Source organism: Paenibacillus sp. LK1, assembly GCF_002750415.1.
Lineage (GTDB): Bacteria > Bacillota > Bacilli > Paenibacillales > Paenibacillaceae > Paenibacillus > Paenibacillus taichungensis.
This window is the reverse complement of sequence record NZ_PEII01000011.1, coordinates 136,170-148,726: the sequence shown is the minus strand read 5'-3', so window position 1 is coordinate 148,726 and position 12,557 is coordinate 136,170. Positions and strand designations below refer to the sequence as shown.

General features: G+C 46.2%; 14 protein-coding genes. 7 read left to right on the top strand and 7 right to left on the bottom strand.

The genetic code is table 11. The features are described from left to right. Positions 1-107 precede the first annotated feature (107 nt). The 3 genes from CS562_RS23250 (at position 108) to CS562_RS23240 (ending at position 2,742) form a co-directional block, all read left to right on the top strand. A complete protein-coding gene (locus tag CS562_RS23250) occupies positions 108-545 on the top strand; it encodes a MarR family winged helix-turn-helix transcriptional regulator (RefSeq protein ID WP_063563171.1) in 438 nt (145 codons plus the stop codon). A gap of 242 nt (positions 546-787) precedes the next feature. Beyond that, the gene (locus tag CS562_RS23245; RefSeq protein ID WP_099858368.1) at positions 788-1,234 is read left to right on the top strand and encodes a MarR family winged helix-turn-helix transcriptional regulator; all 447 of its coding nucleotides are present in this window, start codon (positions 788-790) and stop codon (positions 1,232-1,234) included. After that, on the top strand, positions 1,231-2,742 hold the full coding sequence (locus CS562_RS23240; protein ID WP_099858367.1) for a DHA2 family efflux MFS transporter permease subunit: 1,512 nt from the start codon (positions 1,231-1,233) through the stop codon (positions 2,740-2,742). The genes CS562_RS23245 and CS562_RS23240 overlap by 4 nt, the downstream gene beginning before the upstream one ends. Before the next feature lie 112 nt (positions 2,743-2,854). Here CS562_RS23240 and CS562_RS23235 read toward each other — a convergent pair whose 3' ends face one another. From CS562_RS23235 to CS562_RS23225, 3 genes are all read right to left on the bottom strand, one after another. Next, on the bottom strand, positions 2,855-3,199 hold the full coding sequence (locus CS562_RS23235) for an MGMT family protein (RefSeq protein WP_099858366.1): 345 nt from the start codon (positions 3,197-3,199) through the stop codon (positions 2,855-2,857). A 119-nt stretch (positions 3,200-3,318) separates the two neighbouring features. Then, positions 3,319-4,050, bottom strand: coding sequence for an RluA family pseudouridine synthase (locus CS562_RS23230; RefSeq protein ID WP_076289000.1), 732 nt, complete (start codon positions 4,048-4,050; stop codon positions 3,319-3,321). Positions 4,051-4,052: 2 nt separating this feature from the next. Next, on the bottom strand, positions 4,053-4,916 hold the full coding sequence (locus CS562_RS23225; RefSeq protein WP_024630567.1) for a class I SAM-dependent methyltransferase: 864 nt from the start codon (positions 4,914-4,916) through the stop codon (positions 4,053-4,055). 262 nt (positions 4,917-5,178) lie between these two features. On the opposite strand from CS562_RS23225, the gene CS562_RS23220 reads away from it, so the two are divergent. From CS562_RS23220 to CS562_RS23210, 3 genes are read left to right on the top strand one after another with little or no spacing between them, the layout of a single operon-like run. After that, positions 5,179-5,631: a flavodoxin gene (locus CS562_RS23220; RefSeq protein WP_064636952.1), complete on the top strand. Its 453-nt coding sequence runs from the start codon at positions 5,179-5,181 to the stop codon at positions 5,629-5,631. A gap of 6 nt (positions 5,632-5,637) precedes the next feature. Beyond that, positions 5,638-6,441: a hypothetical protein gene (locus CS562_RS23215; protein ID WP_099858365.1), complete on the top strand. Its 804-nt coding sequence runs from the start codon at positions 5,638-5,640 to the stop codon at positions 6,439-6,441. 51 nt (positions 6,442-6,492) lie between these two features. Beyond that, on the top strand, positions 6,493-7,059 hold the full coding sequence (locus CS562_RS23210; protein WP_099858364.1) for a nitroreductase family protein: 567 nt from the start codon (positions 6,493-6,495) through the stop codon (positions 7,057-7,059). 24 nt (positions 7,060-7,083) lie between these two features. Here the strand turns inward: CS562_RS23210 and CS562_RS23205 are convergent, their stop codons facing one another. Together CS562_RS23205 and CS562_RS23200 are read right to left on the bottom strand one after the other, a co-directional pair. After that, positions 7,084-8,541, bottom strand: a complete 1,458-nt coding sequence (locus CS562_RS23205; protein WP_076289003.1) for a 4-hydroxyphenylacetate 3-hydroxylase family protein — start codon at positions 8,539-8,541, stop codon at positions 7,084-7,086. 199 nt (positions 8,542-8,740) lie between these two features. Further along, complete coding sequence (locus CS562_RS23200; protein WP_072733378.1) at positions 8,741-8,893, bottom strand: DUF1540 domain-containing protein; 153 nt, start codon at positions 8,891-8,893, stop codon at positions 8,741-8,743. A 365-nt stretch (positions 8,894-9,258) separates the two neighbouring features. On the opposite strand from CS562_RS23200, the gene CS562_RS23195 reads away from it, so the two are divergent. Further along, a complete protein-coding gene (locus CS562_RS23195; RefSeq protein ID WP_099858363.1) occupies positions 9,259-10,071 on the top strand; it encodes an AAA family ATPase in 813 nt (270 codons plus the stop codon). Positions 10,072-10,234: 163 nt separating this feature from the next. On the opposite strand, the gene CS562_RS23190 is transcribed toward CS562_RS23195, so the two are convergent. Both CS562_RS23190 and CS562_RS23185 read right to left on the bottom strand, forming a co-directional pair. Next, positions 10,235-11,698, bottom strand: a complete 1,464-nt coding sequence (locus tag CS562_RS23190) for a HAMP domain-containing sensor histidine kinase (RefSeq protein ID WP_099858362.1) — start codon at positions 11,696-11,698, stop codon at positions 10,235-10,237. After that, positions 11,683-12,369 (bottom strand): response regulator transcription factor, encoded by a 687-nt coding sequence (locus tag CS562_RS23185; RefSeq protein ID WP_076289006.1) that lies wholly within the window; start codon positions 12,367-12,369, stop codon positions 11,683-11,685. Before CS562_RS23185 ends, CS562_RS23190 begins: the two co-directional genes overlap by 16 nt. Positions 12,370-12,557: the final 188 nt, after the last annotated feature.

Genomic DNA, 12,557 nt, shown 5'->3' with positions numbered 1-12,557 from the left:
ACGGTCGATCGCTAGGAAATTGAAAAAAGGCAGCAGGAATGCGGCTTTGAAGGGCGAAAACTTAAGCAGGTGAAGTGATAACCGGTTGCAGAGAGGAGCGATTCAAGATGTATAATTCCGATTTTGCCAAGTGCTGGTCGAGGCTGACCAAGGACTACAAGCTGCATATGGATCATGAGCTGGCACCCTCGTTAACAGAGGCGCAGCTGGCCGTACTGGAGGTTCTTGAGGATCACGAGAAGATGAAACCATCCGATCTGATTCCTTTTCTGGCTACAACACCCGCAGCAGTAACGATGTTGTTGGATCGTATGGAGAAAAACGGACTGATTCGCCGGGATCGGGATGATCAGGATCGACGAATTGTATGGGTATCCCTATCTGATAAGGGACGCATGGAGACTGAGCGCGGAATTACCATTCGCAATGAATTTATGAATTCCGTTCTCAGCAATATTTCAATGCATAACCAGCAGTTGCTGGTATATCTATTAGGCAAAATGACGACACCAAAAACAAAAGAGCATGCCTTGTCCACATCTTAACGACGATGGACAGGAGAAATAATAGTAACCATGGAACTCTTGCTGAACATGCAGGAGGGCTATGGTTATTTTTTATTGATGTGTATTTTAAAGAGTTTTGCCTGCTTTGAATGCCTGAGAATAATCTCTAAAAATTTATATGTAAAGAGTTGACTATGTAAATATTTTTGTTATAATAAGTAATTGTTCCCCTGATATTTCGTGTACGAAATATTATATTCCATAAGTAAAAGGGTGAATTAATGTCTGACACATATGAAGTATTCTACATTATTAATTCGTTTAGGCAGGTCAATCAAATGCTCTTCCGAGCATTCTGGAATGAAAACAAGGGAATTGAGCTCACTTCGATTCAATTTATGGTGTTATCCATTTTGAGAGAGCGCCCTTCGATCGGTATCAATGAAGTGGCTGAGCTCTGTCATATGGGCAGCAGCTCCATGAGCGCTGTGGTGGAGCGTCTGGTCAAGGGTGAGTACATTGTTCGAACCCGTTCAGACTCGGACCGTCGATCCGTAAAGCTTCAGATTACGGGCAAGGGGGAACGGGCCCAGCAGGAAACACACCAATTGTGGATGGAGCGAGTGTCACCTATTCTGGATATCCCGAAGGAAGACCTTGAGCACCTGCTAAGAATTCATAATCAAATGATTGAAAAGTTAGAAGGAAGAGAGATGAACAACCAATGAGTACTACTGCAGCAGCAGCGCCATCCTCAGCGATGGACAATATTAAGAAAGGCCCGATTGTGGCCGCATTGTTAATCGGTGCATTCGTCGCCTTCCTGAACCAAACGTTGATGAACGTAGCTCTTCCTAAAATTATGGAGGACCTCGGCATCGGCGCGAATAAAGCCCAATGGCTGACTACGGGTTATATGCTCGTCAATGGTGTGTTGATTCCGGTTACGGCGTATCTGATCGCCAAATTTTCGACACGTCAAATTTTCATTACGGCTATGACGCTCTTTACATTAGGAACCTTGGTCTGCGGTCTAAGTCCGAACTTTAGTATTCTGATGGTAGGTCGTGTTATTCAAGCGGCCGGTGCAGGAATTCTGATGCCTCTGATGACAGTTGTATTCTTGACGATCTTCCCGATTGAGAAACGTGGTCAGGCCATGGGTACGATGGGGATCGCGATGATTCTCGCTCCAGCCATTGGACCAACACTGTCAGGCTATGTGGTTGAGCATTATTCCTGGAGACTATTGTTCTATATCATTTTGCCATTCTCCGTTATTGCAACTGCAATCGGTATTGCGTTTGTCAAAAATGTAACACGTCAATCGAAACCTAAATTGGACTATCCAGGTGTTATTTTATCTACACTCGGTTTTGGTAGCTTGTTGTACGGCTTCAGTGATGCGGGTACAGACGGATGGGGCAGTGCAATTGTAATTGCTTGTCTGGTCGTAGGGGCCATATCCCTGATCCTGTTCGTAATTAGACAGATGACAACCGATCACCCGCTGTTGGAGTTCCGTATTTTCAAATACAACATGTATACATTGACAACGATCATTAACATGCTTGTTACAATGGCGATGTTCGCAGGTATGATTTTGCTTCCGATTTTCTTGCAAAATATTCGTGGATTCTCACCAATTGAATCTGGTTTGCTGATGATGCCAGGCGCCATCTTGATGGGGATTATGTCTCCAATCACAGGTCGCATCTTCGATAAAGTCGGAGCACGCTGGTTGTCTGTTGCCGGCCTTGCAATTACGGCTATTACAACTTGGGGGCTTAGCCGCCTGTCGATTGACACTACTTATGGTTACATGATGTTTATCTACACAGCTCGTATGTTCGGTATGTCGATGTTGATGATGCCAATTCAAACAGCGGGTCTGAATCAGCTTCCACAGCGCCTGAATGCACATGGTACAGCGATGTCCAACACATTGCGTACGGTTGCGGGTGCGATTGGTACAGCGATTCTCGTTACGATTATGAGTAGTAAACTGAAATCCCATCTGGCAGATACTCTGGCTACAGGCCAAATCGCTACAGATGATAAGGCTGCAATGCTTCGTGCTACCGCAGATGCAACAATCTACGGCGTAAACTATGCGTTTGTTGTAGCAACTGCGATGACTGTAGTTGCTTTGCTGCTGGCGTTCTTTATCCGTAAAACAAAACCGGCTACAGAACCTGTAACAACTGAGCAACAAAAAGTGAATGCAACAGCATAAAATCAAGCTAGATTACTGTTATTATTCATTCAATAAAGGTCTTATATAAACAAAAGAGAGTTCAGGCAGATCACACTGCTTGAACTCTCTTTGTTTATGCCTTGTGTTGACTTTATTCTTCATCGGTCGATAGATCAAGAAGGAAGGTAGGACCAGGATCATGACCGAAGAGTTTGAGGTTGATGCTTCCATCTATCTGGAATTCAACGCCTTCGCTAATGAGCTCCGTTTCCTGCATGAGGCGTGAATGCTCGTCAGGAATGGCTATCAGACCTTTGGCATTGACGACGCGGTGCCAGGGAAGGCGCTCCTTCCGGCTCATGGAGTGCAGAATGCGTACAACCTGCCTGGCAGCTCTCGGGCTGCCTGCATGAGCGGCAATCTGTCCATACGTCATGACTTTTCCCTCCGGGATTGCTGCGATGATGGCGACGACCTGTTTCGTAAAAGGTGTCATAGTAGGTCTTCCTTTCCATTGGAGTAAAAAAAACCGCGCCATTCAGATAAGGAATCTGGATGACACGGTTTACGGTCAGATTTGACCTGATCCTGTGAATGATTATATTAATATATCAATTAATGTTCTGCTTTAAATACGTTATCATACACAGCTGCCGGCCACTCTGCCCATGGGAATTCACGGGGAGGTAGGGACTGAAGGACAATTTCTTCCTTCGTTACCGGGTGGGGAAAAGCAGCGATGGCAGACCAGAGAGATATTTGTTGTCCAGGCTTATTCACACCTGCACCGTACTTTTGATCTCCGAACAGCGGGCAGCCAATCTCTTTCATTTGGACCCGAATCTGATGTGATCTGCCTGTGTGCAGTTCGATGTGGACCAGACTGTAACGGTCGGTTTCGCCGATGACCCGGTAATCCAACACAGCATCTTTACCGCCGGCGGTACCTTTAGGCACAACGGTAACGGTATTGGTACGTGCATCTTTCAGCAGCGTGTGTTTTAACGTTCCTTGCTGTGCAGGCAGCTTGCCATGTACAACAGCCGCATATATTTTGCGGAAATGACGTCCCCGAACCGTCTCGGATAATCTTGAAGCCGCCTTCGATGTTTTGGCAAAAATCATGGCACCACCAACGGGGCGGTCAAGACGATGTACTAATCCGAGATAGACGTTGCCAGGTTTGTTATAGCGTTCTTTCAAATCCTGTTTTAGCAGTGTAAGCAAATCCGGATCACCTGATGCATCTTCCTGGGTAGGTACATTGACCGGTTTCGTGATGCCTAACAGATGATTGTCCTCAAACAGAATCGGAATATCTCCCATTGTTTGCGAATGTTCGGACATAATCAGGACTCCCAGCGGCCTAAGATGCCGCATGGCAGATCCAGACCACTACGGGTAATTGGAAGACCAATTTCACCAGCTGTAATTTGACCGCCGTATTGGGCAGACATCGTCATTGTCAGCATGTTGCGCAGAACGGTAGACGAAATCCCGGTTGTGTAGGAATTGACCAGCATGAATAATGGGTTATCGGACAGAATTTCCATACAGGATTTAAGGAAAGGATAGAGGTTCTCTTCCAGCTTCCATGTCTCTCCGTTAGGGCCGCGGCCATAGGAAGGAGGGTCCATAATAATCGCGTCATACCGATTGCCGCGACGTTGTTCGCGCTGTACGAATTTGAAAACATCATCTGTAATGAAACGAACAGGACGATCCGCGAGGCCGGATAATTGAACATTTTCTTTGGCCCACTGTACCATGCCTTTAGCCGCATCCACGTGAACAACTGAAGCTCCGGCATAAGCTGCAGCAACTGTTGCGCCGCCTGTATATGCAAACAGGTTCAGTACAGAGATGGGACGACCTGCTCCTGCGATTTTATCCATCATCCAGCTCCAGTTAGCCGCTTGTTCAGGGAACAGACCGGTATGCTTAAAGCTGGTTGGTTTAATATGAAATTTCAGGTTCTCATATCCGATGGTCCAGCGTTCTGGGATCGGTTTTTTCATATCCCAGCTGCCGCCGCCCGAAGAACTGCGGTGATAATGGCCGTGAACCTGGCGCCATTCATTGGTTTCTTTTTCAAGGGGCCAAATGATCTGTGGATCGGGTCTACGCAAAATCACATCGCCCCAACGCTCCAGCTTTTCGCCGCCTCCTGTATCGATTACTTCATAGTCCTTCCAGTTCTTTGCTACGTACATAATGATTTATCCATCCTTCAAAAGTCATTTGGATACTATTGTACAACAAAAAAGGGCCTGTACGCCAGTTGTGGTAGGCGCCTGAAAGGGTGCAGTGCCTAATATGGTGTTGAATTTGGTCCATCACCATATACTGAAATGGAAACCGATTGAAAATTTAATTTGACAATGATAATCATTATCACATATGATTTTGATAAATTCAAATGTTACTTCTTCAGGAACAGTATGACATGATCAATAAAAAGTGAGGGAAAAATAGATGGCTAAATTGTTAGTGGCTTATGCAAGTATGACAGGAAATACGGAAGAGATTGCGGAACTGATCGTCGAAGGAATTAAACAAGGTGGGCATGAAGTGGATCTCAAGTCCGTAACGGATTGCAATGCAGCTGATGTACTTGATTATGACGGGTTTCTCATTGGAGTATACACGTGGGGAGACGGTGAACTGCCGGATGAATTCCTCGATTTTTACGAAGAGCTGGATGAGCTAGATCTGAGTGGCAAACGGGCAGCAGTGTTCGGAAGCGGGGATACTTCTTACGAGCAGTACTGCGGAGCCGTTGATCTTGCGGCAGCAAAGCTGGTGGAACGTGGGGCGGAGGTATCTCCAGAGATGCTGAAGATTGAATACAGTCCGATGGAGCAGGAGAAGGATACGTGCCGTGACTTTGGCAAACGTTTTGCTGCTGCCGGATTACAGGTGTCCTAAGGACTCATGTTAAGACATAATGTTCAGGCGGCTCTTCAGCCGGGAATGTCAGACACCCCGGTAAGGCTGCTTGAAGATTACAGATTGGAAGAGATGTTGCGCAGCCCGCATCGGTTCATCCGCCCGGAACCGGAGGCTGAACAGCGCTCACCGCTGCAATGGAGACACCGTGTACAATATGCAGTCAGCCATGCAGTTAATGCTTTTTACAGTATGGACCTGGAAGTGCGCAAAGAGGTGCCTGTACAATATTTACTCGAAAAGTGGTGGCCTAGAAAGGCAACCGGATTTGAATCGGTACTTCATTACTGGGATGTAAAAAACAAAATTACGGATGAATTATCCCTTGCAATTGCGATGAACGATGATCTGAAGCATCCGACCATTCTATTTGAACAATGGCGAACGGAGCTTCCTACCTTGTCGATGCATCTGTCCATGATCTTCCAGGCTGCCTGGCAGCCTGAGGGCTGGGATTCACTGCTCATCCAAAAATATGTGGTTGTCCATGATCCAAATGTGGTTGAGGCGTTCCAGCATATGGTGAGTGTGTTCTGCTGGGAAGCATTTGGCAAGCTGCCAGGCATGATCGAAATCTATTGTTTGCTTGAAGGGCGCAAGATTCGATATATCCCGGGACGTCAATCGCTTGTCCGTTCGATGGATTATATTCGACTGATTCGTGACAGCATTCCGAGCACAGAGAAGGTGGAGTCTGACCAATTTACGGTTCGGGATAAAGCCAGAGTTCATGAAGAGGTCGATCGGTGGAGAAGTGAGACTGAACCCAAAAAAAACTGGTTGATGTAAGCAAGACAATGGATGTTGTGATATATCGTGCAGATTAGGGAGGGATGATCCATGTCTACCGGTTTGAGACAAGATGCAGTAAACGGCAAGAAACGTACAGGAACTTGTGAATTCAGCCCGTTGCCTGTACCACAGTCGGTTATAAGACGGTTGCTGGATGAAGCAGATCCATCTTTATATGTGATAAGTTCAGAGCCTTGGCGGTTTATGTTGTTCGCGAATGAAGGACGTCAACTGTATCTGGAGGCGGTCAGACAGAGTTACCCACCACATTTGGCAGATCGTTACGGGGACTGGGCTACATATCAATATACAGAAGCTATTCCGGCACATCTGGTTGTTGTCGCCCCTTCAAGTGCCAGGGAGGACCATTTATTGCCTGCAAAAGCCTGGAGCAAACGTTTTTGCATCCTGGCAGCGGAACAAGGTTTGAATGCCGTCTGGAAGATCAATGATTATCAACAGCATCCCGTATTTATGAATTTGATGGGTTTAACTCGTGAGGAAAAGGTATTGGGTGTATTCCACATCGGTTACGGAGACCAGTCTGCACTTCGGGATACCGACGCAGGCAGACCAGCCTCTGAACTGATGACGGTCTACGACCATCTGGTTTAAACGAGGGAATCAGTCATTCCTCATTTATTTGCCGGTTTTGGCAATAAAATTACGAACGAGTTGACGATACGATTGATCTGCAAAGACTGCTGAATACATCCGGTTCGAGACGGTGATCGAGTTGCCAAAAAAGAACCGTTCAAACTGGGTCTGTCTGCCTCCGAATGATCCTGCTCCAAGCTCCCAGATCAGACGAAACAACGCTGTGCGTTCCTGAGATACCATATCGGTTCCTCTAAGGTACGTATCCAAGTGAGGCGCGATATTCGAGTGGAACTCTTCTTCCTGAGGCACCATAATTACACCGCTGGATCCTAAGAGTTGTAAAATTTCAATCATCTCTGGATACAGTTTGGGGAATAAAAGGTTTGCTGCCATTAACGGTTTGGGGGCAGGTATTATAAATCCCCGTCCATCTTCCATAGCACCGGCTTCTGCTGCCAGAGCCAGTGCTTTTAACGTTTCAAGACCGGCGAGCACCCTGGCTGTTTTCTCTATCACATGCGTTTCAGCAGCTTGGTCGAGCGTGTCAGCGAGTAACTGAATGGTGCCCAGAACAAATTCCGTTTTGGCGATATACCGGCATACGACCTGATGTCCTGCGTGGATGTGAAAATGGCTTCCGCTAAAGAGTCGGCCAGACATTTCCTCATTACCGGCGAAGAATATCCGTTCATGAGGAACAAGCACATGATCAAAGATTACAATGTTATCCATCTCTTCATATCTGGAACTGAGTGGATAGTTGAAATTGGACTCGGCGGCGTAGGTATCCCGGCAGATCAGACTAATACCAGGCAGGTCATTTGGTACAGCAAAAGCAAAAGCAAACGGATTTTCTTCGTCGAACGGTGCCGGTGAAGGGGAAGGGTAAACCAGGATTTCGTCTGACGTGGCGGCCTGAGTGGCCATCATGAATGCACCATTAATGATCAGACCTTCTTCAGTGCGATCAACCACTTTGGCGGCAATGGCATCTTCGGTCGCGTCCAATTGTCCCGAAATTTTACTGGCATGGGGCTGGATAAAGGCATGGGAGAGGGTAATATCATTATCCCGGCAGTAGGCATAGTAGTTTCTCAGATTTTCGGCGTATTGTGGCGATACTTCTTCAAGGATATCTGCCCCAGTATAAAAGGCCATAATTGCTGTGTTCATATAATCGGGTGATCGTCCCAAAAAACCATGGTGAGTCCCTGACCAAATATTCATTGCTTCTCGGCGTCTGCGCAAGTCATCCACACTGGTTGGAGGCAGAAAGGACATACCTACTGGTTTTCCGTCAGCAGGAGATGCATAAGTCATCGTATCGATTAAATGTGGATCAGACTGAAGATCGTACAACTTCGCTTGTGTTTCCATCAAACCTGCAAACGCAAAATGTTCAGAACGTTTTCCAGTAACAAGCTCCCCTTTGTACCAGCAGGGGACCGTCTGTGCATCGATCCGTTCGATATACTGTTTGCCACTTTTTACGGGCATCGTTACTCACCTCTATGGTCTATTCGTTCATGGGCAGTTTGACTGCTCTCGTAGTGTACGTCAATAGGCAGTCCAATGTGCATGAAGAGAGGGGAGTTCAGATTTTGTAGAAAAGAGCTTGATAATAATTATCATTCTTGTTACAATAGAAAAAGAAAAAGGAACCGCGAGGGCTCCTTTAACTTGTACCATTTGAATTTTATTTTACTTCAAATGTTTTGCAATCCGTTTCAGCGGATTCACTTACTTTTTTGGAACTGTGACTCACGATGTAGATTGAAGATGCGTTGCATTTGTTTTCTTGAGCCCAGTGACGACATGAATTAACCTCACATAATACGTCTTTTGCCATGATTGATAACCTCACTTTGATTGGATTACATTCGTTGGTATAAAAATGACATCCGGAATTGGCAAGTTGCCGCTTGCAAATCTGGAAAAATTTTGTGCTCTCTCGAGTAAATAGAGGGCTTTTTTGCGTTATACACAACGATGCATATTTAGAATAGCAAATTTTACTGCCGCTTGCAACAAATTGGACGAGACCTTACGCAAAATGATGGACAAGTCACATAAAATTTGCAAAGAGGCCATATTATGTTATGATTTAATAGTAATAATTACGATTAAAAGATCGTTAATTTATGAATGAGATTGAATCGATAGTATTTAACTTGGATGATCCCTTGAGACATAGAAGAAGGAGAACGATCAACGATGAGCAAAACCAACCATATAAATCGGATACCCCGAGCTAAAGGCATCGATATGGCCGCTTTTTATTCACCGAAAGAGTGTGGACGCAAGGCAAAGCATATTGTATTCTCCGCTGACAATGAACGGGTGGTGGAGGAGTTTATTACCATTCTCGGTATGAAAGATCAGTTTGCAGAACATGATGTGCCAATGCCGAACAAAATGGTGATGTTTGGTCCTCCGGGAACAGGCAAAACACTAACTGCTTTCCATCTTGCACACCGACTTCAGCTTCCGCTGGTTCTTGTGAGACTCGATGCCATTATTCATAGCCATCTAGGGGAGACGGGAAGCAATGTCCGTAAACTATTCGAATATGCACGGGCTAACCCCTGTGTGCTATTTCTAGATGAATTTGATGCCGTAGGTCGTACACGTGAAAGTAATGATGAGGTTAAAGAAATGGCTCGTGTCGTCAATACATTGTTGCAGTGTCTTGATGAATTCGATGGTGACAGCATTCTGGTTGCCGCTACGAATCTGGAGACACAGCTGGATCATGCGATATGGCGGCGATTTGATACCAAAATGACTTATGGGATGCCGGATGACTCGAGCCGTAGATTATATATTAACAAGCTGATGGGGCAGTTTGAGCAGGAGAGCCGACTGGAAGAATTCATGTGTGAACGCCTCACAGGATGCAGTTATGCGGATGTGGAGCAGATTGTTTTAAAAGCCAAGCGGAAAGCCATTATTGCCAGCAGTCGATTACATGAGCAGTTCATTAATGACGCGTATGCAGAATATATGCCGCGAGTACTGACCACTTAGCTTGTATATGAATATCACCGACCACTGTCACATTATGAATAGCCCGGTTCCTATGAAGGAATGTCGGGCTATTCGATATTTCAGCAATTTACATGGGCCGTTTGTTCTTGGTTCTTTGGCAGATGAAGAAAGCCCGTTTATAAGATGCAGATATCGTGTCCTGCTACGCGTTAGCCGTTGCGCGGTAAGATGGTTCTATCTCTGTTTTTTCAGGACCAGACCATCGTGGCAAAGTTAAGGTGAAAAGGCTGCCTTCAGGACTGCTGGAGGTCAGGGATAAATCCCCTTCCTGAGCTCGAGCAAGCAAGCGGCTATAGGTTAGTCCCAGACCTAACCCGCGGGTACGGCGTTTTTTGATCTCACCACGGTAGAAACGTTCGAAGATCTTGGGTTGATCTTCTTTAGTGATACCCGTACCGTTATCCTGCACATCAACAAACAAGTTGTCCGCCTCAGCGCGCAAACGGATATGAAAGACGGCAGCTTGATCGGAAGCGGCTGCTTGCAGTCCATTATTGAGCAGGTTGACAATAATCTGCTGAATGCGAAGGGCATCACCGATGGTATAGAGCGTACCCGAAGGTGTGTACAATTCAATCTCGAGAGACTTGTCCTCATAAGCGATTTTCCACTGATACATAATTTCACCCACCAGCAAATTCAGATCTATGCGTTCCCGACGAACAGCAACACTTCCAGCGCTCATCGCATTGTAATCCAGCAGGTCAGCGACCATACGTTCCATTCGTTCCGATTCTTTGAGTGCGATGTCCAGGAATTCCTTCGCTTCCTCCGGACTGACAATATCGTCCCGGACAGCCATCACGAGTCCTTTAATGGACGTTACCGGTGTTTTCAATTCATGGGTTACCCCAGCAAGTGACAGGGCACGCCATTCCTCCAATTGCTGCAAACGGATAGACATCTCGCGAAAAGATTCAACGAGTTCATTCATCTCCCGTTCTCGTGTGTTCAGATCCAAATTGACTTCATAGTTTCCGTTTCGAATCTGCTCTGCGGCATGGGCGACTTGACGAATAGGCCTGGAGAGCTTGCGGGACAGGAGGTAGATTGTAAACCAACCACACAGAATTAAAGCCACGAACAGGATGCATACCACAAGCATCGTTTCCGGATTGTATGCAATGGACTTTTTGGACTGCATGACCCACACTTTACCGAGTGTCTGATCGTCATCTGTGACGTTGACCGTCACCCCGGCGAATTTTTTGTTTCTTGGTTCGCGTAGGTCATCAGACAGCCGATTATATACATCTTGCTGCGTCATTTTTGGTTTGGAATAGATCAATTGATTATTGTTGTCGAGCACCATAATACAAAAGTAATTATCTGTATTGAAAAGCTTGGTTCGCTTGTCCACGAGCCTGTCGAGATCCGGGGGAATATGCAGTTTGTTTTCCGCTCCCGTTACCTTTTCGGCAATTTCCAACCCTAGCAGCTGGGCCGTTTTGAGACCTTTTTCAATGGAAGTAGTTCTGATCCAGTAAAGTGCCCCTGCAACAATAATGGTGAAACCAAAGCAGAGGATTAGAAAATATCGAAGCGTCCAGTAGGACAGAATGGATGTTTTACGTTTGGTTGTACTTCGTTTTAGTTGGCGATCCAAAATTGATACCCCATTCCCCGTAAAGTCCGGATTTCTCCCGTTTCAGGCAGCCAGTGGGATAACGCCTGACGCAGCCGTTTGATCGACAGGTCCACAGCCCGGTCACTTCCGTCATAATCCATGCCCCATACCTGTTCAATCAGATGGTCCCGGGTGAATGTGCGGTTGGGGTATTCTGATAGAAACAGGAGCAGTGACAAATCACGTGGTGTGAGTGCAACCTCGGCACCGTTCAAAAGTACCTGTTTGGCAGCCAGATCAATGACCAGATTACCAAAATAACGTTTGCCTTCACCTTCAGCTGTCCAGTGTGGATTGCGGCGAAGCACAGCATTGACTCTGGCGACCACTTCCTCAGGCACAAAGGGTTTGCTCATATAATCGTCAGCACCGGCATTCAGCCCATTAAGACGGTCCTGAATATCATCCAGTGCTGTTAACATGATGACGGGACAAGCACTTTTTTGGCGGATGATTCGTAGCAGATCCCAACCGTCCATTCCGGGCAGCATCACATCCAGCAATACCAAGGAAGGCACATCCGAATCAAATAAAGTTAGGGCGGTGGGGCCATCCGCTGCATGACGAACGTCGAATCCCGCTTTTCGAAGATAGGCAGCCAGCACACGGGCAATGGCTTGTTCATCTTCGACGATAAGTATGGATTTCAAGAAGGTGTCTCCTTTCACTTCAGAAGCTTGTGTACTGATTTTACATGAGCGGAAGCACAATGCCAATGAGGCAATTATTTTCAGAAAAAAATGCGTTGCACATCATTTCTTGACGTCATCCTGACACATTGGGCTGGTAAGATGCTGATAAATAACCAACTTATACAGTTACCCATTGGAGGAAATAG